The organism is Herbiconiux sp. 320_LB (assembly GCF_059691755.1).
In genome coordinates, this window is the sequence record NZ_JCAWAD010000001.1 from 487,513 (window position 1) to 510,525 (window position 23,013).

Below are 23,013 nucleotides of genomic sequence, written 5' to 3' on the forward strand. Positions count from 1 at the left end.
ACCTGGCACCGGGGAAGTGTGCCAGGGCGACGAACGGCTGGGAGTCAGGGGCGACGACTCAGAACAGGCCCGGGATCACCTCCTCGTCGGTCTCGGAGAAGGCGGCCTCCTGGGCCTGGAGGTACGCGTTCCACGCCTCCGCGTCCCAGATCTCGGCGCGGGAGCCGACGCCGATCACGACGAGGTCGCGGTCGAGCTTGGCGTAGCCGCGAAGCGGGGCGGGGATGGTTATGCGGTTCTGCTTGTCGGGGGTCTCGGCGCTGGCGCCGGAGAGGAAGACGCGCTGGTAGTCGCGGGCCTGCTTGCTGGTGACCGGCGCCTGGCGGATCTTCTCGTGCAGCGTCTCGAACTCGCGGGTGGAGAAGACGTAGATGCAGTTCTCCTGGCCCCGGGTCATGACGACACCGCCGGCGAGTTCTTCGCGGAACTTGGCCGGGAGGATGATGCGCCCTTTTTCGTCGAGCTTGGGTGCGTAGGTGCCAAGGAACATCTACCTCCCCTTACTCTTCCGGCCAGAATTGTGGGCTCGGCTCCACTTTACTCCACTCCCCACCACCAATCAATGCATTTAGGCCTCCAGACACGCCGACGGGGCAGAACTTCCGCGAAATCACGCGGATGCAGGGGGTGGAGGGAAATGGAGTGATTTTGCGCCGTCGGGGAGGTCGCGGGCACAAAAAAAGACCGGCCCGAAGGCCGGTCTTGATCCGTGGGGAGCGAAGTGGAGGCTCCCCCGAGGTGGTGGAGGGGCTACTCGCGATCGTCGTCGCGGCGCTCCCACCGGTCGTTCAGTCGATCCATGAAGCCGGACTTGGAGGAGGTGGACTTCTTACCGGCGGTGGAGGACGCCGGAGTCGCACCCGAGGCGGTCGCGGCGGGACGGCCGCGGCGCGTGCGGCGGAGGGCGAGCAGGACGCCCGCGAACATCGCGACGAATCCGACCAGGCCGATGACCGGCAGGTGGAAGATCACACCGGCGATCACGACTCCAAGGCCCAGGATCCCGACCAGGATCCCCAGCACGAGCGCGCCGTAGTTCAATCGACCTCGGCCACCGCTGACGGCCGAGACGAAGTCGGCGTCGTTGTGGTAGAGGCTGCGCTCCATCTCATCGAGGAGTCGTTGTTCTTGCTCCGAAAGCGGCATCCTTTTTCACCTCAGGCTCGGGACCGACGCGTGGTAGTGCTGATTGTAGTGCGCGCAGTCTAGCTAGGCTAGGCGAGTGATGGAAAGCCCGCGCCTAGTCAATCTGGTCGACTCACGAATCAACGAGTTCCTCGTGTCGCGTGATTCCATTCTCGACCGCATCGCCCCCGAACTCGGCCCGTTCGCGCGGTTCTCGCGGGATCTTCTCAGCGGCGGCAAGCGCTTCCGCGCGCAGTTCTGCTACTGGGGCTGGCGAGCCGTCTCGCCCGGCGGCAATCAGGCCCAGGTCGTGCCCACCGAGGCCGATCTCGACGCCCTGATCGACGTTTGTGCGGGCCTGGAGCTGTTCCATGCCGCGGCGCTGGTGCACGACGACATCATCGACAACTCCGACACCCGGCGGGGCATGCCGGCCGTGCACCGGCGCTTCGAGTCGCTGCACCGCGACGAGGGCTGGGGCGGCCCCGGCCGCGACTTCGGCGAGGGCAGCGCCATCCTGCTCGGCGACCTGCTGCTCGCCTGGAGCGACGAGATCATCGCCCGCGGCATCCTGGGCGCCCCGTCGCTGCAGACCCACGTCGCCGCCCGCGAGGCGATCGACACGATGCGCACCGAGGTCACGCTCGGCCAGTACCTCGACCTGCTCGAGGAGCGCGCCTGGGCGACGGTCGACGCCGAGCGGTCGCTCGAGCGCGCCGAGCGCGTGATCGTCTACAAGTCGGCGAAGTACAGCGTCGAGGCGCCGCTGGTGATCGGGGCGTCCCTGCGCGGCGCGACCCCGGACCAGCTCGACTCGCTGCGCCGGTTCGGCCTCCCGCTCGGGATCGCCTTCCAGCTCCGCGACGACGTGCTCGGGGTGTTCGGCGACGCCGCCCGCACCGGCAAGCCGAGCGGCGACGACCTCCGTGAGGGTAAACGAACCGTGCTGGTCTCGATCACCCGGTCGCGGCTCGACGGCTCGTCGCGCCGACTGTTCGACGAGCTGATCGGCGACCCCGACCTCGACGAGGAGCAGATCCGGATGCTGCAGCGCACGATGGTCGACGCCGGCGCGGTCACCGAGGTCGAGATGATGATCGCCGGGCGACTGCGGGCGGCGCTGGACGAGCTCGAGCGGTCACCGCTCGGCGACGTGGCCCGCACCGAGCTCGCGAGCCTGGCGCGCACCATCACCGACCGGCAGAGCTGAGCTGGCAGAGCTGGATCGGCCGGGCTGAGCTGAGCCTCCGAGCGTCACGCCCACCGCCGGAGAGGCGCCGGCGGTGAAGAAGCTCAGAGCGCCTGGGCGATCCGGCGCACCTCGGCCTTGCGACCCGCCCGCAGTGCGGCCAGCGGCGCCGCATCCAGCAGGTCGTTGGGCTCGAGCAGCCACTCCATGATCTCGTCGTCGCTGAACCGGTTGTCGGCGAGCAGGATGACGGTGCCGCGCAGCTCGGTCAGGATCTCGCCGTCCCGCACGAAGTCGGCGGGCACCGAGACGACACCGTCGCGGCGCACCGCGACGAGATGGCGGTCTTCGATCAGGCGCCGCACCTGGCTGGGCGTGAGCTCCAGTCGGTCGGCGAGGTCGGGAACGGTCAACCACTCGGTGGCGGGCAGATCAGTCACGAGTACAGATTGCCACGCATCCGACCGGGCATGACAATCCCGTTCGGTCACGAAAGCATAAAAAAGGGGCCCGGGAGGGGCATCCGCCGGTGTCTATACGGCCAAGTGGATATCCCGCTCTCTAGACTCGATCCGTGACCAGTGCCCCGCCCGACCCCATGCTCGGACGTCTCATCGACGGCCGGTATCAGGTCCGGTCGCGGATCGCCCGGGGCGGCATGGCCACGGTCTACCTGGCCACCGATCTGCGGCTCGAGCGCCAGGTCGCCATCAAGATCATGCACGGGCACCTGGCCGACGACGCCGTCTTCAAGGAGCGCTTCGTGCAGGAGGCCCGCTCGGCCGCCCGACTCGCGCATCCGAACGTGGTGAACGTCTTCGACCAGGGCCAGGACAGCGACATGGCCTACCTGGTGATGGAGTACCTGCCCGGGATGACCCTCCGCGACCTGCTGAAGGACTACGGGAAGCTCACGACCGAGCAGACCGTCGACGTGATGGATGCGGTGCTCGGCGGTCTCGCGGCCGCCCACAAGGCCGGCATCGTGCACCGCGACCTCAAGCCCGAGAACGTGCTGCTGGCCGACGACGGCCGCATCAAGATCAGCGACTTCGGTCTCGCCCGCGCAGTCTCGGCGAACACGGCGACCGGGCAGGCGCTGCTCGGCACGATCGCGTACCTCTCCCCCGAGCTCCTGACCCGCGGCACCGCCGACGCCCGCAGCGACATCTACGCGGCCGGCATCATGATGTACGAGATGCTCGTCGGAGCGCAGCCCTACGTGGGCGAGCAGCCGATGCAGATCGCGTTCCAGCACGCCAACGACCAGATGCCCACGCCGAGCTCGGCGAATCCGGACGTGCCGGAGCAGCTCGACGACCTCGTGCTCTGGGCGACCTCGAAGAGCCCCGACGACCGGCCGTCCGACGCCCGCGAGATGCTCGAGCGCCTGCGCTCGGCCGAGGGCGAGATCCAGGGCGCGCGCCGCTCCCCCAACGCGACCGGCCGCACCGTCGTGATGCCTCCCGACACCTTCGACGCCGATCTCGACCAGGCGCAGACCCAGGTGCTCGAGGCGCGTCGCCGCACCGACCCGCTCGCCATCCTCGATCCGGATGCCTCGGCCACGACGGTCTACGGCAGTTCGGTCGCCGCGCGGCCGGGTTCGGCGGCGCCGGCCCGGAGCGGCCCGAAGCCCCCGCCTCCCGGCGCGAAGGAGCGGCTCGCCCGTAAGGCCTCGGGGCGTCGCAAGCGCGGGGCGTGGATCTTCGTGGTCGTGGTCCTGGTCGCCGCGGTGCTCGGCGGCGGGGCCTGGTACTTCGGTGCCGGTCCCGGCGCGATGACGACGGTGCCGGATGTGGCCGGGCAGCTGCCCGACGCCGCGGTCGGCACCTTGACGGCGCAGGGCCTGCAGCCCACGCAGCAGCCGGCGTCGAACCCCACCATTCCCGCGGGAACCGTGATCGACACCGACCCCGCCTCGGGCACCTCGGTGCGGAACGGCTCGGCGATCACGGTCTTCGTCTCGTCGGGGCCGGCCAGTCTGCCGGTGCCCACCCTCTCGGGCCTGAAAGAGGCGGATGCGGTGGCCGCGTTGCAACAGGCCGGCTTCACCTCCGCGGGGTCGCGCCAGCAGTTCAGCAGCAGCGTGCCGTCCGGGATCGTGATCGCCCCGCTGGGAGCCGACGACTCGGTGCTCGGCGCCACCTACGGCGAGCAGCAACCGGTCACCCTCGTGGTCTCGCTCGGCGCCGTTCCCGATGTCGTCGGCCAGACGCTCGAGGAGGCGCAGGCGACCCTGTCCGCGGCGGGCCTGACCGGCGTGGAGGGCTCGCGCGACTTCAGCGACGAAGTCCCCGACGGCGAGGTCTACCAGGCGGTCGTGACGACCGACCCGGTGCGCCCCGGCGACCAGGTGACCTTGAACATCTCGCGGGGGCCCGAGCCGGTCACCGTCCCCACGGGCCTGAACGGCATGTCCTGGAGCGAGGCGAAGCCGAAGCTCGTGGCCCTGGGCTTCGACCTGCAGTACAACGCGGTAGCCGACGCCTTCCCCGACACCTTCAAGGTCTCGGCCACCGACCCGGCCGGCGGCGCCTCCGTCCCCCGCGGCACCAAGCTCACGGTCAGCTTCTCGGTCTTCTAGCCCGTCACGTACTCCCTCCCCCGAACCGTCACAAATCGCCCCGTCCGCCCTCGGTTAGGGTTGTTTCGGACGGCTCAGAGTCCCTCGCGAAGCTACGCGGCGAGGAACGCGTGGAGAGCGGTGACGACGCTGTCGGACACCGTCGCCGGCCCGCCCAGCACCACGATGCGGGTCGGCTTCAGTCGCCGCAACTCCGCCGCCGTGGTATCCGGGATGCCGTCCCGCGTCACCAACAGCACCGGCGAGCCGCTCTGCACGGCGGCCGCGGCTCCCGACAGCGCATCCGGATACGTCTCACCGGAAGCCACGTACACCGTTCCCCCGGCCCCAGCGACGAGTTCCTCGGTGAAGAACTCCCGAGCCACTGCAGCCGCGGTCCCGTACCGGTCATCGCCCTTGATGCGCTTGGTCGTCGCCACCTTGGAGAGTTGCGCGACGACACTGTCGGACACCGAGCTCGGGCCACCCAGCACCTCGATCTCGACGGCACGGAGTCGCTCGATCTCGGCGATCACGTCGGCCGAGACGGAATCGCGCTGGGTGAGCAGCACGGGCGCGGAGTAGTAGCCCGCGGCGGCAGAGGCTGCGAGAGCATCGGGGAAGTTCTCGCCGGCCGCCACGAACACCTTCTGCCCGATGTGGATGACGCCGTCGCGGTTCGTGGCGCCGGACAGGAGTGCGGCTCCTGCGTACCGATCCGCGCCGGCCACCCGCGTGACGGGAGCTCCGAAGGCCCCGAGCGCCCGCTCGACGTCGGCACCGATCGTGTTGGTCCCACCGAGCACGACGATCGCCTGCGGCCTCAACCGCCGAAGCTCATCCCCGATGGCCACAGGCACGGCGTCTTTCGTCACCAGCAGAACCGGCCCGCTCTGTCGACCGGCGATCGCCGACCCCGCAAGCGCATCCGCGAACCCCTGCCCCGAAGCCACGTAAGCCACAGGGGCTCCGATCGGGAAGCTACCGCGCGAAATGGCGGCTGACACCGCATACCGATCCGCACCCCCGATCCGCTCGACGGCCGGCCGAGACGCTCCCGTCGTCAAGAAGATCTGCTGCCCGCTCGACCCGGTCACCAAGTTCGTTGCTGACGACTCGAACGCGAGCAACCCTCCGTCTCCGGAGATCGACGGTGCGGATGGCGGTTGATCGGCCAGGGTCCCATCCGCCGCGCGGGAGATCGCCCGCATCGTTTGGCCGAACGGATCTGCGACATAGAGCTGGGCCGTCCCGTCCGAGTCCGGAGCGAGATTGCTCGCGTTCGAGACGAAGGCCACCCTGGTCCCATCTGCCGACAGTGCGGGTTGGATGCTGTTGCCATTGGCCGCTCCACCCCGGTGCGGTGGAGCGCTGACCCGCATCGAGGACGACCACGCCACCACCCGCGCATAGACCTGAGCGAACCCGTTCGCCGAATCGCTCGACGCATCGCTGGCGGCGCTCGAGAAAGCGACCATCGACCCGTCGGCTGAAATACTCGGCGTCTGCGAATCTCCGTTTCCGCCTAGCGTTCTCGTGGCACCGGCACTACTCACCAACGTCAGCTCGCTGCTTCCGACACCGAACCAGTAGACCTGTTCGTGGTCGGAATCGCTGCCGTCCAGCTCGATCCCGGCAGCGGTGAACGCCACCATCGAGCCGTCACGAGAGACGGACGGCTCCGCTGCCCCGATCGCCGCCGCATTCCCGGTATCGCTGAGGCTGATCAGGGAGGTCAGCCCCGTGGCCAGCTCGCGGCGGTACACCTGCGACTTGTTGTAGGTCGGTATCGTCGCCAGGTTCGTCGCGTACGTGCTGAATGCGACCACCCGTCCGTCTCCGGAGATATCGACGTCGTCGATTCGGCGGTCTGCGGGAGATCCGCTGCCGTCCACGCTGGCGAGCACACTCGATCCTGTATCCCGGCTCCACACGAGCATCTGGATGCTCGTCCCCGGAGCGCCCACCGCGACGTCCGGTGCTGAGGACAGGTAGGCGATGGTTCGGCCATCGTCCGAGATCGATGGTGACTCCGACCATCCTCCGCCTGCGCGGCTCCCGTCCGGCGTGGTGCTGATAAGCCGGATGCTTCCGGTCGCCGTGTCGCGCAGGTAGATCTGGCTGATACCGTTTGCGGCTGGTGTCGAAGCGAGGTCTGTGGCGGTGGATGCGAAGGTCATGTACCGCCCGTCCGGCGTGAGGTCGACAGCGCTCGAGTCTCCGGCGGCCGAGCGCGAGGGGTCCACGACCGAACGTGTTGCGAGCTGCGTCTCGCCTCGCACGGGCGGAGCGGCCTCGGCCTCCTGTACCCCGACCGCGGCAATCAGGGACGAGACGAGGATGACGATGAGTCCGATTTTTCGCATATCTGAGAATTTATCATTCACGGATGAGATTGGACAGACTCAGGGAGGGGTTTGGTCGGGACGTCAGGGCGCCAGGTAGGGGGCCAGGTCGGCGAGGACGGAGTCCGCGATCGTGGCGGGGCCCCCGAGCACCACGATGCGCGAGGGGCGCAGCCGGAGCAGCTGGGCGAGCGTCTCGTCCGGGATGGAGGTGCGGCTGACCAGCAGGACAGGCGAGCTGCTGTCGATGGCCGCAGCGGATCCGGCCAGCGCATCCGGAAACGTCTCCCCCGAGGCGATGTAGACGGTGGATCTGAAGAAGAAGAGGTCTTTGCTCACCGCGGCTGCGGTGCCGTAGCGGTCGGCACCGCTGATCCGTCGGGTGGAGGCGATCCCGTTCAGTGTCGCTTCGACCGCGGTCGAGACCGAGCCCTCTCCGCCGAGGATGGTGATGACGGACGGGTGCAGTTGCGCGATCTCCTCCGCCACCACGGCGGGGAGCTCGTCCCTCCGCGTGAGCAGGAGAGCACCGGCATAGACGCCCGCCAGCGCGGATCCCGCCAGGGCGTCCGGGAAGTTCTCGCCCGACGCGACGAGCACCGGTACGTTGGGCGTCCCACTGACGCCTCCGAAGACCCGCTCCGCCAGCAGGGCCGCCCCCGCGTAGCGGTCCGTGCCCGCCACCCGGGACACATCGGGCGCGAGGCCGCGCAACGACAGCTCGACCCCGGGTCCGATGGTATTCAAGCCGCCGAGGACGATGATCTTCGCGGGTTGCAGTCGCCGGAGTTCGTCCGTGACGGGCGCGGGAACGGCGTCCTTCGTCACGAGCAGCACGGGTCCACCCATCCGACCCGCCGCCGCGGCGCCCGCCAGCGCATCCGGAAACCCCTGCCCGGACGCGACGAACGCGACCGGCGCCCCCTCGCAGAAGGTCGAGGCCGAGATCGCGGCCGAGACCGCGTAGCGATCGACGCCGCCGATCCGCTCGACAGTGGAACCCCGCACGGTCGAACCCAGGTAGATCTGGTCACCCGACGTTCCGGCAGCCAGGTTGGTCGCCTGCGACCCGAACGCGACGATGCCGCCGTCCCGGGACAGGACCGGCTTGTCCGGTGGCCCGTCCGCGGCCTCACCACCAGGCCCCCGATCGACGAGTCTCAGCGACCTGCCGAATTGCGTCGAGACGAGGAGCTGTGGGCGCCGATCCGCGACCGGCACGGCGTCGGTCGCCTCCGAGATGTAGGCCACCGTCGACCCGTCCGCCGAGAGGGTGGGCGCCGAGTTACGGCCGTTGGACCCGTTCGCGCCGTACCGACCCCAGCTCACCATCCCCGCCCACGACGACGACACCGATCTCACGAAGATCTGGGTGTGCCCTCTCGGGTCCCAGCTCACCAGGTCCGTCGCATCGCTCGCGAAGGCGACCGAGGAGCCATCGGCCGAGATGCTCGGCGAGGTCGAGTCGGCGTTGCCCCCCACTCGCTCGCTCGACACGCTGCTCATGATCCTGCTGGGCAAGACCCCCTCCTGCCACAGGATCACCTGCCGGTGCTCCGACACCGCCCCCTCGATCTCCAGCCCGACGGCCGTGAAGGCGACCGCTCTCCCGTCTCGCGAGACCGACGGGCTCGTCGCGCCGGATGCGGCGGCGACACCCGCCGCCGACACGCTCAGCAGCTGGGTGGCACGGGAGACGAGGTCGCGGCGGTAGACCTGCGGCTTGTTGTACGTCGGCGTCGGCGTGAGGTTCGTCGCCGTGGTGACGTAGGCGATCACGGTCCCGCTGCCCGCGAGATCGACGTCCGTGACCTCGACGTTCGCCGGGTCGCGGTCGACATCGCTCGTGACGCTCGCGAGCTCGATCCGCCCGGTGCCACGGGACCAGGTCACCGCCTGCGCCGCCGACGCCGTCACCCCGGTCGCGAGGTTCGTCGCCCGGGTGAGGAAGGCGACGACCTGCCCGTCGTCGGAGATCGATGGCAGGCTCGAGTCCCCGTCACCCGCCGCCGATCCCCCGGCGACGGTGCTGATCATCTGCACGCCACCCGTGACGGAGTCACGCAGGTAGATCTGGCTCAGCCCGTTCGCCGGAGGCGAGGTGGTGAGGTCGCGCGCGGTCGAGGCGAACACCGTGTAGCGCGCATCCGGAGTCAGGTCGGCGTCGCGGGACGCCCCGTCGGCCGAGCGCGAGGGGTCGACCGCCGACCGGCTCGCCAGCTGCACCGCTCCCCGTTCGGGCAGCAGGGTCTCGGCAGCCTGTGCCGCCGAGCCGGCAGGCACCAGGGAGACCGCCCCGGCACCGCCCACCAGGGAGACCACCAGCGCGACCACGAGCAACAGCCTTCTCATAGCTGAGAATCTATCAGCTATGAGAAGGCTGTTGGAAGGGACTGGCTGGAGCGAGCTCCGGACGGGTGGTGCTAGCGACCTCCGGAGGAGGCGACGAGCTCCTCGGCCACGAGGAACGCGAGCTCGAGCGACTGCATGTGGTTCAGCCGGGGGTCGCAGAGCGACTCGTAGCGGGTGGCCAGGGTCTCCTCGTCGATGTGCTCCGAACCGCCCAGGCACTCGGTGACGTCGTCGCCGGTGAGCTCGACGTGGATGCCGCCGGGGTGCGTCCCCGCCGCCCGGTGCGCCTCGAAGAAGCCCTTGACCTCGTCGACCACGTCGTCGAAACGACGGGTCTTGTAGCCGTTGGGCGTCGTGAGACCGTTGCCGTGCATCGGGTCGGTGACCCAGAGCGGCAGCGCGTCCGACGACTTGATGGCCTCCAGCAGGGGCGGCAGGGCGTCGCGGATCTTGCCCGCGCCCATCCGCGTGATGAAGGTCAGCCGCCCGGGCTCGCGGTTCGGGTCGAGCTTGTCGATCAGGCGCAGCATGTCGTCGGCCGTGGTGGTCGGGCCGAGCTTCACCCCGATCGGGTTGCGCACCCGGGAGAGGAAGTCGACGTGACCGCCGTCGAGGTCGCGCGTGCGCTCCCCGATCCAGACGAAGTGCGACGAGGTGTTGTACGGCGTGCCGGTGCGCGAGTCGATCCGGGTCATCGGCCGCTCGTAGTCGAACAGCAGGGCCTCGTGGCTGACGAAGAACTCGGTGCGCTTCAGCGCCTCGAAGTCGGCGCCGCAGGCGATCATGAACTTCACCGCACGGTCGATCTCGCCCGCGAGCTGCTCGTATCGCACGTTGGCCGGGTTCGAGGTGAATCCCTTGTTCCAGGTGTGCACCTGCCGCAGGTCGGCGAAGCCGCCCTGGGTGAACGCGCGGATGAGGTTCAGCGTCGAGGCGGCCATGTGGTAGCCGTCGAGCAGGCGCTGCGGGTTCGCCGTGCGCGACTCCGGGGTGAAGTCGTAGCCGTTGACGATGTCGCCGCGGTAGGCCGGCAGGGTGACCCCGCCGCGCGTCTCGGTGTCGCTGGAGCGGGGCTTCGCGAACTGGCCCGCCATCCGGCCCATCTTGATCACCGGCATCGACGCGCCGTAGGTGAGCACGACGGCCATCTGCAGGATCGTCTTGACCCGGTCGCGGATCTGGTCGGCCGTGGCACCCGCGAAGGTCTCGGCGCAGTCGCCGCCCTGGAGCAGGAAGGCCTCACCCCGGGCCGCGGCCGCGAGGCGGTCGCGCAGGTTGTCGACCTCGCCGGCGAAGACGAGGGGCGGCAGGCCCGCGAGCTCGCGCGAGACGGAGTCGACCGCGCTCCGGTCCGGCCACTCGGGCTGCTGCTTGACCGGGAGGGTGCGCCAATAGTCCAGACCCGCGATCACCGATTCATCCGCTTCGACGACGAGTTCTGTTGGATCTACCACTGGACTTGTTTCCCGTATCTGTTGTGAGGTCTCTACGAGGCAGAGACCGGTCGCACGACTCTCGTGCGCTTCTCCTTGACCGAAGTCGCGTACACGTCGGAGTATTCCTGGCCGCCCAGGCGGTGGAGCTCGTACATGATCTCGTCGGTCACCGAGCGAAGGATGAACCGGTCGGATTCCAGCCCTTCGAACCTAGAGAAATCTAACGGCTCGCCGATGACGATGCCAACCCGCATGATCTTGGGCACCTTGGTGCCGATCGGCATCACCTTCTCGGTGTCGATCATGGCCACCGGGATGATCGGGACGTGCGCCTCGAGCACCATCCGGGCCACACCGGTGCGGCCGCGGTAGAGCTTGCCGTCCGGGCTCCGGGTGCCCTCGGGGTAGATGCCGAGCAGCTCGCCGCGGGAGAGCACGCCGAGGCCGGTGTTCAGCGAGGCCTCGGAGGCCTTGCCGCCCGAGCGGTCGATCGGGATCTGACCCGAGGCGTTGAAGAACAGCCGGCTGAGGAAGCCCTTGATCCCCTTGCCGGTGAAGTAGTCGCTCTTTGCGAGGAACGACACGTGCCGGTCGACGACCACGGGCAGGAACACCGAGTCGCTGAACGAGAGGTGGTTCGAGGCGAGGATCGCCGCGCCGGTGGCGGGGATGTTCTCGAGCCCGATCACCCAGGGCCGGAAGAAGGTCTTGAGGAAGGGAGCGACCACCAGGTACTTCGCCAGGAAATAGAACATCAGATGGTCTCGGCGTAGTGGCGGGCGAGGTCGGCGGCCCCGACGACGCCGGCGTCGTTGACGAGCTCGGCGATCGCGAACTCGGGCTCCGGGTGGTAGCCGCGGGCCGGCAGGGTCTCGAGGAAGGCGGCGCGGATGGGGTCCAGCAGCAGGTCGCCGGCCTGGGCGACCCCGCCGCCGATCACGAACAGCTGGGGATCGAGCACGGCCGCGAGGCTCGAGCAGGCCTGGCCGATCCAGCTGCCGAGGGTGCGGAGCGCCGAGAGCGCACCGGGATCGCCGACCCCGATCAGCTCGCTCACGTCGAGGCCCGTCAGCACGCCGTTCCGGGTGCGCACCGAGGCGAGCGCCTGGCCGATGCCGCCCGCGTCGGCGAGCTCGTTGGCCATCCGGAGCAGCGCCCGGCCCGAGCCGTACTGCTCGATGCAGCCGTGGGCGCCGCAGCCGCAGGGCAGCCCGCCCGGCACGACCCGGAGGTGCCCGAGCTCGGCGCCGGCGCCGAAGCCCCCGCGGAACAGCCGGTCGCCGGAGACGATGGCGCCGCCGACGCCCGTCCCGATCGTCAGGGTCACCATGTCGCTGACCAGACGGCCCGCACCGAAGCGGAACTCGGCCCAGCCGGCCGCGTTCGCGTCGTTCTCGACCACGATCGGGATGCCGAGGCGCTTCTCGAGCTTCTCGCGGAAGGGTTCGTTGCGCCAGTTGATGTTGGGCGCGTAGTAGACGGTCGACTGCGAGGCGTCGATGAAGCCCGCGGCGGCCACGCCGACCGCCGAGATCTGCTCGCCCTCGGAGAGGTGCTCGACCATCTCGACCACCGTGTCCTCGATGACCTGGGGCTCGGAGGCGAAGGTGGGGCGGCGGTCGTGCGCGACGATCGTGCCGAGCTCGTCGACGACCGCGCCGGCGATCTTCGTGCCGCCGATGTCGATTCCGATGGCCCGCATGGCAATGGTTCCTCTCGACGACGTGCGACGGCGCCCAGGGAAGCCCCGGACGCACCAAGTAGAGTGTAGATGAGTTGCACTCGACCGGTACCGAAGGAGCTGCCGTGGACCAGTATTTCGTTCCCCCCGTCGTCACAGCCGACCCGGAGGCCAACACCACCGATCTCCTGATCGAGCGTGTGCGGCTGACTCCGGATGACGCGCTGTTCTCCGTGCCCGACGGAGCCGGCTGGCGTGACATCACCGCCGCCGAGTTCCTCACCCAGGTGCGCGCCGTCGCCAAGGGCCTGATCGCGGCGGGCATCGAGCCCGGCGACAAGATCGGGCTGATGTGCAAGACGCGCTACGAGTGGACTCTGATCGACTTCGCGACCTGGTTCGCCGGTGCCGTGCTCGTGCCGATCTACGAGACCTCCTCCCCCGCGCAGGTGCAGTGGAACATGAGCGACTCGGGTGCCACCGCCGTCATCCTCGAGACCGCCGACCACTTCGCGCGCTTCGACGAGGTGCACGCCGACCTCCCCCTGGTGACCCGCGTCTGGCAGGTCGACCTGGGCGACCTCGACAAGCTCGCGTCCTCCGGCGGCGCGGTCTCCGACGAAGAGCTCGAGCGCCGCCGCACCCTGGCGAAGGGCTCCGACCTCGCGACCCTGATCTACACCTCCGGCACGATGGGGCGGCCGAAGGGCTGCATCCTCACTCACTCGAACTTCGTCGAGCTGAGCCGCAACGCCGCGGTCGCGATGAAGGACATCGTGCAGCCGGGCGCATCCACTCTGCTGTTCATCACGACGGCGCACGTGTTCGCGCGCTTCATCTCGATCCTCTCCGTGCACGGCGGCGTGAAGGTCGGCCACCAGGCCGACACCAAGCAGCTGCTGCCGGCGCTGGGCTCGTTCAAGCCGACCTTCCTGCTGGCCGTGCCGCGGGTGTTCGAGAAGGTCTACAACTCCTCCGAGCAGAAGGCCGAGACCGGTGGCCGGGGCAAGATCTTCCGCAGCGCCGCCGCCGTCGCGGTCGAGCACTCCGAGGCACTCGACGCCGGGCACGTGCCGCTGGGGCTGCGACTGAAGTTCGCCCTGTTCGACCGTCTGGTCTACTCGAAGCTGCGCGCCGCCCTGGGCGGCCGGGTGAAGTACGCCGTGTCGGGCTCCGCCCCGCTCGGGCACCGACTGGGTCACTTCTACCGCAGCCTCGGCGTGACGATCCTCGAGGGCTACGGCCTGACCGAGACGACCGCCCCCGCGACGGTGAACCTCACCGACAAGTTCAAGATCGGTTCGGTGGGTCCGGCGCTGCCGGGCGTGGGCATCAAGATCGCCGACGACGGCGAGATCCTGGTCGCCGGCGTCAACGTCTTCGCCGGCTACTGGCAGAACGAGACCGCGACGGCCGAGGTGATGGATGGCGAGTGGTTCAAGACCGGCGACATCGGCGCGCTCGACGACGACGGCTTCCTCACGATCACCGGCCGCAAGAAGGAGATCATCGTCACGGCCGGCGGCAAGAACGTCGCCCCGGCCGCGCTCGAAGACCCGATCCGTGCCAACCCGCTGGTCGGCCAGGTGGTCGTCGTGGGCGACCAGAAGCCGTTCATCTCGGCGCTGATCACGCTCGACTCCGAGATGCTGCCGGTCTGGCTCGGCAACAACGGGCAGCCGGCGAACCTCACGCTCGCCGAGGCGGCCGAGAACCCCGCCGTTCTCGCCGAGGTGCAGCGGGCGGTGGATGCGGCCAACACGCTGGTCTCGCGCGCCGAGTCGATCCGCAAGTTCGTCGTGCTGAGCGACGACTTCACCGAGGCGAGCGGGCACCTGACGCCGAAGCTCTCGATCAAGCGCGCCGTGATCCTGAAGGACTACGCCTCGGTGGTCGAGGGCATCTACAACGCGGCGCCCGCGACCGAGGGCCAGTCCCTGGTGCACTAGACCGGCAGATGCCCGGTGCGGCCCCTCCCGCCGCACCGGGCCCGACCCGCACTAACACACGGCGAGGTGGTCGATCCCTGCGCCGAGCGTCGCCGGTCCGCCAAGTATCACAATTTTCGACGGGTCGATTCGGCGAATTTCCTGCATTGCTCTTTTCGGGATGCAGTCGTGATGAACGAGCATCACCGATCCACGCCCGGGGCCGGTGACGCCACCCGTGCCGATGACTGGCGCGGCGCTCAGTGCGTCGGGAAAGAGGTCGCCACTCGCGAGATAGACCGTCCCACCATCATCTGCCAATTTATTGACATTCACTGATACTTCGTACCTGTCCACCCCTTCGACTCGTTTAACCGTTCTTCTCTCCGAGAGCAAGCGGTCGAAGTCCCTGCTGACCGAGAGCGGACCTCCGACGATCACTACGGACACCGCACCCAGGGCGTCAAGAACGGAGATCTCCGCATCATTCGGCCCTGCATCAGTGCCTCGTACCAGCAGGACGGGAGCACCGTTTCCCATAGCTTTCGGTGATGCGCTGAGTGCGTCCGGAAAGTTCTCGCCGCTGACGATGTACACGAATCTTGTGGTCGGATTACCAAACCGTGGGTCGAGGATGAGTCTGCGGGAAACCTCATATCGATCAGCGCCGTCAATGCGCACCGTGGTCACGCTCGGCACACTGGCACGTATCGATGCTTCGACCGACGGCGAGATGCTCGCGGGCCCGCCGACCAGGACGATGTTCTTCGGCTTCAGACGGTTAATCTCCGCCATGATCCCCGCCGCCACGACGTCTCGTTGGGTGAGCAGCAGAGGAGAGTGGTGGTTGCCCGCAACGGAACCAGCGCTTAGAGCGTCGGGGAACTTTTCGCCACTGGCGATGTAGATGGTGTCGGAAGTCGGGTACGACTCTCTGCTCACTCGAACCGCCTGGTCGTACCTGTCGGTACCCTGGATCCGTACGGGAGCCGGCGGGGTGCGCACTGTCACAGTGCAGTCGAACCGAACCGGAGGTTGACCCAGCTGGGTCGACTCAACGGCGTAGCTGTACGTGCCGAGTGCGGTCGGGGTACCCGAGTACCGAAATGGGATGCTGCTTGCCGGATCACCGCTCAGACTCACGCCCGGAGGGAGAGTGCCCGACGCTATTGTTACCGGAGTGAGGCTCGTTTCTGGAGCTATCGCAGGCTGGGCCAGCAGTTCCAGATCCAGGTAGGCAGTCGTCGACAGGCATCTCGGGTTCTCGGACACGACTGCGTGCGCAGCCGTTTGCGACGGAAGGGCCATGATGAGGGCGGCGGCCAGCAGGACGGTTACGCCGGAATGGAAACGCAGGTGAAATGGCACAAAAGGCCTCTTTCTCGCAGAGACGGGGTCATATCGTTCCAGCCTTCACGTCCCACGCGCTGAGCGTTATGAGTAGTTCCTACTCCATCCAGGGGTCAGAACCAGTCGGACTCGCGCACCTGACGCATCGCCTCGCGCCGGCTCGGCTTGTCGAGACGGTCGAGGTAGAGCAGCCCGTCGAGGTGGTCGGTCTCGTGCTGCAGCGCCTGCGCGAGCACGCCGGTGCCGCTGACCTCGATCTCGTTGCCGTCGAGGTCGATGCCCGTCGCCCGGGCGAACGGGTACCGGCTGGTCTTGAACCAGAGGTTCGGCACCGAGAGGCACCCCTCGTCCATCAGCTCGGGCTCGCCCGAGACCTCGACGACGACGGGGTTCAGGATGTAGCCGATCCGGCCGTCGACGTTGTAGCTGAACGCGCGCAGGTTGACCCCGATCTGCGAGGCGGCGACCCCGGCGCGGCCGGGCACCTTCACGCTGTCGATCAGGTCGTCGACGAGCGCCCGCACCCCGTCGTCGATCTCGACGATCGGGTCGGACACGGTCTTCAGCACGGGGTCGCCGAACAGGCGGATCTCACGGACGGTCACTGCGGGGAACTCTCTCTTCGAACAGGTTCGGGCTCTGCGACCGGATTCGGGCGCATTCAGGCGGGGTCGGGGGGTCAGGCCGGGTCGACGACGACGATGAGATCGCCGGCCTCGACCTGCTGTGTGGTCGGGATCGCGAGCCGGGAGACGGTGCCGGCGACCGGGGAGGTGATCGCGGCCTCCATCTTCATCGCCTCGATCGTGGCGACGGGGTCTCCGGCCGCCACCGTGTCGCCCTCGGCGACCTTCAGGGTCACCACGCCCGAGAACGGGGCGGGCACCTGGCCAGGCCGCGTCGCATCCGCCTTCTCGGCCGTCTTGGTCTGCACGGCCACCGAGCGGTCGCGCACGTTGACGGGGCGCAGCTGGCCGTTGAGCGTGGTCATGACCGTGCGCATCCCCTTCTCGTCGACCTCGCCGATCGCCTCGAGGCCGACGAACAGGCGCACGCCCCTGTCGATCTCGACGACGTGCTCGACGCCCTGCTGGAGGCCGTAGAGGTAGTCGACGGTGTCGACGACCGAGAGGTCGCCGAACTGCTCCCGCGCCTCCTCGAAGGTGCGGGTCGGGGCGGGGAAGAGCAGCCGGTTGAGCGTCGCGCGACGCTCGAGCGAGTCCGCCTCGGGGGCAATCGAGGCCTGGTCCGCGGCCGACAGCGGGGTGACCCCGATGTCGACGGTGCGGCCTTCCAGCACCTTGGTGCGGAACGGCTCGGGCCATCCGCCGGGCAGCTCCCCGAGCTCGCCCGCCATGAAGCCGATCACCGAGTCGGGGATGTCGTAGTTCTGCGGGTTGAGGGCGAAGTCGGCCGGGTCGGCCTTCGCGGCGGCGAGCTGCAGCGCGAGGTCGCCGACGACCTTCGACGACGGGGTCACCTTCGGGATGCGGCCGAGGATCTGGTTCGCCGCGGCGTACAGGTCCTCGATCCGCTCGAAGTCGTCGGCCAGGCCGAGCGCGATCGCCTGCTGGCGCAGGTTCGACAGCTGGCCGCCCGGGATCTCGTGCCGGTAGACGCGGCCGGTCGGCCCGGGCAGCCCGGACTCGAACGGGCGGTAGGCGTGCCGCACGGCCTCCCAGTACGGCTCGAGGTCGCTGACCGCGGCGAGCGAGAGGCCGGTGTCGCGCTCGGTGTGCGCGAGCGCGGCGACCAGGGCGGATGCGCTGGGCTGCGAGGTCGTGCCGGCCATCGGCGCGCTGGCGACGTCGACCGCATCCGCGCCGGCGGCACTCGCGGCCAGCAGCGTCGCGAGCTGCCCGCCCGCGGTGTCGTGGGTGTGCACGTGCACCGGCAGGTCGAACTCGCGGCGGAACGCCGAGACGAGCCGCTCCGCGGCCGCCGGGCGGAGCAGGCCCGCCATGTCCTTGATCGCGAGCACGTGCGCGCCGGAGGCGACGATCTGCTCGGCGAGCTTCAGGTAGTAGTCGAGCGTGTAGAGGTCTTCGGCCGGGTCGAGCAGGTCACCGGTGTAGCAGACGGCGACCTCGGCGATGGTGGTGCCGGTGGCGAGGACCGAGTCGATCGCCGGCCGCATCTGTGAGACGTCGTTCAGGGCGTCGAAGATACGGAAGATGTCGATGCCGGTGGCCGCGGCCTCGCGGACGAAGGCATCCGTCACCTCGGTCGGGTACGGGGTGTAGCCGACCGTGTTGCGCCCGCGCAGCAGCATCTGGATCGCGATGTTCGGCAGTGCCTCCCGCAGACTCGCCAGGCGCTCCCACGGGTCTTCGCCCAGGAAGCGGAGCGCGACGTCGTAGGTCGCGCCGCCCCAGGCCTCGACGCTGAGCAGCTGCGGCGTCATCCGGGCGACGTACGGGGCGGCGGCCACGAGGTCACGGGTGCGCACCCGCGTCGCCAGCAGCGACTGGTGCGCGTCGCGCATGGTCGTCTCGGTGACCGCGAGGGCCGTCTGCGCCCGGAGGGCCTCGGCGAACCCGACGGGGCCGAGCTCGAGCAGTCGCTGCCGGGATCCGGCGGGAGCAGGCTCCTGCAGGTCGATGGCGGGCAGCTTGACCTCGGGCGAGACCCCGCCGAGGTGCGCGCCGTTCGGCTGGTTCACCGTGACGTCGGCGAGCCAGTTGAGGATCTTGGTGCCGCGGTCCTTCGACTGGTGGCCGCCGAGCAGCTCGGGCCGCTCCTCGATGAAGCTCGTGCTCAAGTCACCGGCCGCGAACGACGGGTCGTCGAGCACACCCTGCAGGAACGGGATGTTCGTGGAGACACCGCGGATGCGGAACTCGGCCAGCGCACGACGGGCCCGGCGCACCGCGGCCGGGAAGTCACGGCCCCGGCAGGTCATCTTGGCCAGCATCGAGTCGAAGTGCGGCGAGATCTGGGCGCCCACGTCGACCGTTCCGCCGTCGAGCCGCACTCCGGCGCCACCCGGCGAGCGGTAGGCGACGATCTTGCCGGTGTCGGGGCGGAAGCCGGCGGTCGGGTCCTCCGTGGTGATGCGGCACTGCAGGGCGGCGCCGTGGAGGACGATGTCGTCCTGCGTCAGCCCAAGGTCGGCGAAGGTGGTGCCGCTCGCGATGAGCATCTGCGACTGCACGAGGTCGACGTCGGTCACCTCCTCGGTCACCGTGTGCTCGACCTGGATGCGCGGGTTCATCTCGATGAACACGTGCTGCCCGGCGCGCTCCCCCACCGTGTCGACGAGGAACTCGACCGTGCCGGCGTTGACGTAGCCGATCGACTTCGCGAACTTGATGGCGTCGGAGTGCAGTGCCTCGCGGAGTTCGTCGCTGATGTTCGGTGCCGGAGCGATCTCGACGACCTTCTGATTGCGGCGCTGCACCGAGCAGTCCCGCTCGAACAGGTGCAGGGTCTCCCCCGTGCGGTCGGCCAGGATCTGCACCTCGATGTGCCGCGGCCGGAGGACCGCCTGCTCGAGGAACATCGTCGCATCGCCGAACGCGCTGTCGGCCTCCCGCATGGCGGCCTCGAGGGCTCCGCGGAGCTCCTCGCGGGTCTCGACCCGGCGCATCCCCCGCCCGCCACCGCCTGCGACCGCTTTGGCGAACACCGGGAAGCCGATCTCGTCCGCAGCGGCGATCAGAACGTCGAGGTCGGTCGTCGCCGGCGAAGACTTGAGCACCGGCACGCCGGCCGCGATCGCATGCTCCTTGGCGGTGACCTTGTTGCCCGCCATCTCGAGCACGTGCTCGCCGGGGCCGATGAAGGTGATGCCGTTCTCGGCGGCCGCCTTGGCGAGCTCGGGATTCTCGGAGAGGAAGCCGTAGCCCGGGTAGATCGCGTCGGCGCCGGACTCCTTCGCCACCCGGATGATCTCGGCGACATCCAGGTACGCCCTGACCGGATGCCCCTCCTCGCCGATCTGGTAGGCCTCGTCGGCTTTCAGCCGGTGCATCGAGTTGCGGTCCTCGTAGGGGAACACCGCGACGGTCTTCGCCCCGAGTTCGAATGCGGCCCGGAACGCGCGGATCGCGATCTCGCCGCGGTTGGCTACCAGAATCTTCGTGAACATCGGGACCCCTCAGGCGCATGCGCGTACAGCGAACAGTTAGGTTCTCCAAGCCTAGTGAAGGTAACGTTGTCGACTGTGCATGTACTCAGCGTCTCTTCCCTCAAGGGAGGTGTGGGCAAGACCACGGTGACGCTCGGGCTCGCCTCCGCAGCGTTCGCCAAGGGATTGCGCACCCTCGTCGTCGACCTCGACCCGCAGTCGGACGTCTCGACCGGTATGGACATCCGTGTCGCCGGTCACCTGAACGTCGCCGACGTGCTGGCCTCTCCGAAGGAGAAGGTCGTCCGCGCGGCGATCGCGCCCTCGGGGTGGACGAAGGATCGCGGTGGCAAGATCGACGTCCTGATCGGCAGCCCCTCCGCCCTCAACTTCGACGGGCCGCACCCGTCGATCCGCGACATCTGGAAGCTCGAGGAGGCGCTGGCCACGGTCGAGAGCGAGTACGACCTCGTGCTCATCGACTGCGCCCCGTCGCTGAACGCGCTCACCCGCACCGCCTGGGCGGCATCCGACCGCGTCTCGGTCGTCACCGAGCCCGGCCTGTTCTCGGTGGCCGCCGCCGACCGCGCCCTGCGCGCGATCGAGGAGATCCGTCGTGGGCTCTCCCCGCGCCTCCAGCCCCTCGGCATCATCGTGAACCGGGTGCGGTCGCAGTCGCTCGAGCACCAGTTCCGCATCAAGGAGCTGCGGGACATGTTCGGCCCGCTCGTGCTCTCCCCTCAGCTGCCCGAGCGCACCTCGCTGCAGCAGGCCCAGGGTGCGGCGAAGCCGCTGCACGTCTGGCCCGGCGAGGGCGCGCAGGAGATGGCTCGCAACTTCGACCTCCTCCTCGAGCGCGTGATGCGTACGGGGCGTGTGGGCGAATACGCCGAGCTCAAGGCGTAACCCCCGAACTACCTCTTCTCACCGAGAAGTCGAAAAAACGTCCAACTCAATGAGTTTGGACGTTTTTTTGACTTCTCGACGAAGTGGGTTCTGGGGTCAGACAGCTTTTCGGGCTGCGCGGCGATGGGCCAGCTCGTCGTTGGGCTCGACGACCATGGAGTCGATGTCGACGAGGCTGTTCTCGACCTCGCGGAGCACCTTGCCGACGGCGATGCCGAAGACTCCCTGGCCGCGGCTGACGAGGTCGATGACCTCGTCGTTCGAGGTGCAGAGGTAGACGCTCGCGCCGTCGGACATCAGGGTCGTCTGGGCGAGGTCGTTGATGCCGGATTCGCGGAGCTGGTTGATGGCCGTGCGGATCTGCTGCAGCGAGATGCCGGTGTCGAGCAGTCGCTTCACGAGCTTCAGCACGAGGATGTCGCGGAACCCGTAGAGCCGCTGCGAACCGGAGCCGGCGGCCCCGCGGACGGTGGGCTCGACCAGCGCGGTGCGCGCCCAGTAGTCGAGCTGACGGTAGGTGATGCCGGCGGCGCGGGCGGCGACGGCGCCGCGGTACCCGCTCGCGTCATCCAGATCGGGGAGACCGTCGGTGAACAGGAGCCCGAGGTCGTAGCGAGAATCGTCGTTCTGGCTTAGCTCGCTCATTGCGCCTTCCATCGTCCGGTGCATCCGGAACGTCTCGTGTTCGTACCCCACGCTAGCGACCGCGACCCGTGGGAGCAACGACATCAGCCATTCGGCCCCGGCGTGTCGTCGCGGGCGTGCGGGTCAGGGGGTGATCCGGCCCAGGGCCGAGCGGATGAGGCTGGAGCGGACGATCTCGAGCTGGCCCGCGATCTCCATCGCCATCTCGGCGACCTTGGCCCGGCTCGACGGGTCACGCCGTCGGGCCACCGGCATCAGTGCGCTCTCGATCAGCCCGAGCTCGCGCTCGGTGGCCTGACGGAATCCGCGCAGGTGCCTCGGCTCGATGCCGCTGCGCTGCAGTTCGACCAGGGCCTTCAGCACGACGAGCGAATCCTCGCCGTACGACTCGGCCGGGGTCAGCACCGCGGCCGAGAACGCATCCTGCACCAGCATCGGCGTGGCGCCGGCCTCGCGGGTCAGGTCGTCCCGCGACAGGCGCCGGCCGGTCTGGAGGATGGAGGCGCCGCCGACGAGGGCCGAACCCGGCATCGGCGGGTTGAGCCCCGCATCCACGTCGGCCAGGTAGTCCTTGATCACGGCCAGCGGCAGGTAGCAGTCGCGCTGCAGGGTGAGGATGAGTCGCAGTCGGCTCAGGTCGTTCTGCGAGAACTTGCGGTAGCCCGAGGCGGTGCGGGCCGGATGCACGAGGCCGCGCTCTTCGAGGAAGCGCAGCTTCGAGGGGGTCAGGTCGGGGAAGTCGGCGGTGAGCTTCGAGAGCACCTGGCCGATACCCAGCAGCTGGCCCGGCGAGGCGGATTCGGAGGCCGGCGTTCCGGGCGCGGGCGACGTGGAGGACTCCGCCGACCGGCGGGGCTGTGCGGCTGCCACTACTCTCCTGCGGAGGTGACGACGTCGATGCGCGACGGGTAGAACGTGAGGCGGAACTTGCCGATCTGCACCTCGGCGCCGTCGTCGAGGAGCGCCTCGTCGACCCGGACGCCGCCGACGTAGGTGCCGTTCAGCGAGCCCAGGTCGCGCACCGTGAAGGTGTGGCCGTGGCGCGCGAACTCGGCGTGCCGGCGCGAGACCGTCACGTCGTCGAGGAAGATGTCGGCGTTCGGGTGGCGACCCACCGTGCTCACCGAGGTGTCGAGCAGGAAGCGGGCGCCCGAGTTGGGGCCGCGACGGGCGATCAGGAGCGCCGACCCGGAGGGCAGGGCTGCGATCGACTCGAGCTCCTCGGTCGTCACTCCGCCCTCGAGAGCGGCCAGCTGCGCCGCGAACTCGCCCGTGAGGGAGAGTGTCGTGTCGGCCGCCGACGCGGGTACGGGGATGCTCGTGGTGCGATCGTCGTTCGTGTGGTTCGTCATCCCTCAGCCCTCCTAGCTCCGTCCAGCGTAGCCGATGACGCCCCCTCCTCCACCCGGGAATTCCCGGGA

18 protein-coding genes are annotated in these 23,013 nt (G+C 69.0%); 4 read left to right on the forward strand and 14 right to left on the reverse strand.

Annotated elements, in window-relative coordinates; all coding sequences use genetic code 11:
- Window positions 1–58: 58 nt before the first annotated feature.
- Window positions 59–490, reverse strand: a complete 432-nt coding sequence (gene mraZ / locus AC59HU_RS02310) for a division/cell wall cluster transcriptional repressor MraZ (protein ID WP_497221707.1) — start codon at window positions 488–490, stop codon at window positions 59–61.
- A gap of 260 nt (window positions 491–750) precedes the next feature.
- Window positions 751–1,146: an SCO2097 family morphological protein gene (locus AC59HU_RS02315; protein WP_497221708.1), complete on the reverse strand. Its 396-nt coding sequence runs from the start codon at window positions 1,144–1,146 to the stop codon at window positions 751–753.
- Window positions 1,147–1,222: 76 nt separating this feature from the next.
- Here AC59HU_RS02315 and AC59HU_RS02320 point away from each other — a divergent pair, with 76 nt between their 5' ends.
- Complete coding sequence (locus tag AC59HU_RS02320) at window positions 1,223–2,335, forward strand: polyprenyl synthetase family protein (RefSeq protein WP_497221709.1); 1,113 nt, start codon at window positions 1,223–1,225, stop codon at window positions 2,333–2,335.
- 83 nt (window positions 2,336–2,418) lie between these two features.
- On the opposite strand, the gene AC59HU_RS02325 is transcribed toward AC59HU_RS02320, so the two are convergent.
- Entirely contained in the window at window positions 2,419–2,754 is a 336-nt protein-coding gene (locus tag AC59HU_RS02325) for an Rv2175c family DNA-binding protein (RefSeq protein WP_497221710.1), read from the reverse strand.
- A gap of 134 nt (window positions 2,755–2,888) precedes the next feature.
- On the opposite strand from AC59HU_RS02325, the gene pknB reads away from it, so the two are divergent.
- Window positions 2,889–4,901, forward strand: a complete 2,013-nt coding sequence (gene pknB / locus AC59HU_RS02330; RefSeq protein ID WP_497221711.1) for a Stk1 family PASTA domain-containing Ser/Thr kinase — start codon at window positions 2,889–2,891, stop codon at window positions 4,899–4,901.
- Between the two features lie 92 nt (window positions 4,902–4,993).
- Here pknB and AC59HU_RS02335 read toward each other — a convergent pair whose 3' ends face one another.
- The 5 genes from AC59HU_RS02335 to AC59HU_RS02355 form a co-directional block, all read right to left on the reverse strand.
- Complete coding sequence (locus AC59HU_RS02335) at window positions 4,994–7,246, reverse strand: cell wall-binding repeat-containing protein (protein ID WP_497221712.1); 2,253 nt, start codon at window positions 7,244–7,246, stop codon at window positions 4,994–4,996.
- Between the two features lie 63 nt (window positions 7,247–7,309).
- Window positions 7,310–9,577 (reverse strand): cell wall-binding repeat-containing protein, encoded by a 2,268-nt coding sequence (locus AC59HU_RS02340; RefSeq protein ID WP_497221713.1) that lies wholly within the window; start codon window positions 9,575–9,577, stop codon window positions 7,310–7,312.
- Window positions 9,578–9,648: 71 nt separating this feature from the next.
- On the reverse strand, window positions 9,649–11,031 hold the full coding sequence (locus tag AC59HU_RS02345; RefSeq protein WP_497221714.1) for a class II 3-deoxy-7-phosphoheptulonate synthase: 1,383 nt from the start codon (window positions 11,029–11,031) through the stop codon (window positions 9,649–9,651).
- 32 nt (window positions 11,032–11,063) lie between these two features.
- Entirely contained in the window at window positions 11,064–11,768 is a 705-nt protein-coding gene (locus tag AC59HU_RS02350) for a lysophospholipid acyltransferase family protein (protein ID WP_497221715.1), read from the reverse strand.
- Window positions 11,768–12,715 (reverse strand): ROK family glucokinase, encoded by a 948-nt coding sequence (locus AC59HU_RS02355; protein ID WP_497221716.1) that lies wholly within the window; start codon window positions 12,713–12,715, stop codon window positions 11,768–11,770. The genes AC59HU_RS02350 and AC59HU_RS02355 overlap by 1 nt, the downstream gene beginning before the upstream one ends.
- A gap of 104 nt (window positions 12,716–12,819) precedes the next feature.
- Here AC59HU_RS02355 and AC59HU_RS02360 point away from each other — a divergent pair, with 104 nt between their 5' ends.
- Entirely contained in the window at window positions 12,820–14,643 is a 1,824-nt protein-coding gene (locus AC59HU_RS02360) for an AMP-dependent synthetase/ligase (RefSeq protein ID WP_497221717.1), read from the forward strand.
- A gap of 51 nt (window positions 14,644–14,694) precedes the next feature.
- On the opposite strand, the gene AC59HU_RS02365 is transcribed toward AC59HU_RS02360, so the two are convergent.
- From AC59HU_RS02365 to AC59HU_RS02375, 3 genes are all read right to left on the reverse strand, one after another.
- Window positions 14,695–15,930 carry a cell wall-binding repeat-containing protein gene (locus AC59HU_RS02365; RefSeq protein WP_497222068.1) on the reverse strand — a complete coding sequence of 412 codons (1,236 nt, stop codon included), beginning with the start codon at window positions 15,928–15,930 and terminating at the stop codon, window positions 14,695–14,697.
- A gap of 155 nt (window positions 15,931–16,085) precedes the next feature.
- The gene (locus tag AC59HU_RS02370) at window positions 16,086–16,577 is read right to left on the reverse strand and encodes a peptide deformylase (RefSeq protein WP_497221718.1); all 492 of its coding nucleotides are present in this window, start codon (window positions 16,575–16,577) and stop codon (window positions 16,086–16,088) included.
- Between the two features lie 74 nt (window positions 16,578–16,651).
- Window positions 16,652–20,062, reverse strand: coding sequence for a pyruvate carboxylase (locus AC59HU_RS02375; protein WP_497221719.1), 3,411 nt, complete (start codon window positions 20,060–20,062; stop codon window positions 16,652–16,654).
- Between the two features lie 75 nt (window positions 20,063–20,137).
- Here AC59HU_RS02375 and AC59HU_RS02380 point away from each other — a divergent pair, with 75 nt between their 5' ends.
- A complete protein-coding gene (locus AC59HU_RS02380) occupies window positions 20,138–20,947 on the forward strand; it encodes a ParA family protein (protein WP_066039004.1) in 810 nt (269 codons plus the stop codon).
- 96 nt (window positions 20,948–21,043) lie between these two features.
- On the opposite strand, the gene AC59HU_RS02385 is transcribed toward AC59HU_RS02380, so the two are convergent.
- The 3 genes from AC59HU_RS02385 to AC59HU_RS02395 form a co-directional block, all read right to left on the reverse strand.
- The gene (locus AC59HU_RS02385) at window positions 21,044–21,592 is read right to left on the reverse strand and encodes a MerR family transcriptional regulator (RefSeq protein WP_497221720.1); all 549 of its coding nucleotides are present in this window, start codon (window positions 21,590–21,592) and stop codon (window positions 21,044–21,046) included.
- A 123-nt stretch (window positions 21,593–21,715) separates the two neighbouring features.
- Window positions 21,716–22,462: a transcriptional regulator FtsR gene (ftsR, locus tag AC59HU_RS02390; protein WP_497221721.1), complete on the reverse strand. Its 747-nt coding sequence runs from the start codon at window positions 22,460–22,462 to the stop codon at window positions 21,716–21,718.
- Window positions 22,462–22,944, reverse strand: a complete 483-nt coding sequence (locus AC59HU_RS02395) for an FHA domain-containing protein (RefSeq protein ID WP_497221722.1) — start codon at window positions 22,942–22,944, stop codon at window positions 22,462–22,464. Before AC59HU_RS02395 ends, ftsR begins: the two co-directional genes overlap by 1 nt.
- Between the last annotated feature and the right edge of the window lie 69 nt (window positions 22,945–23,013).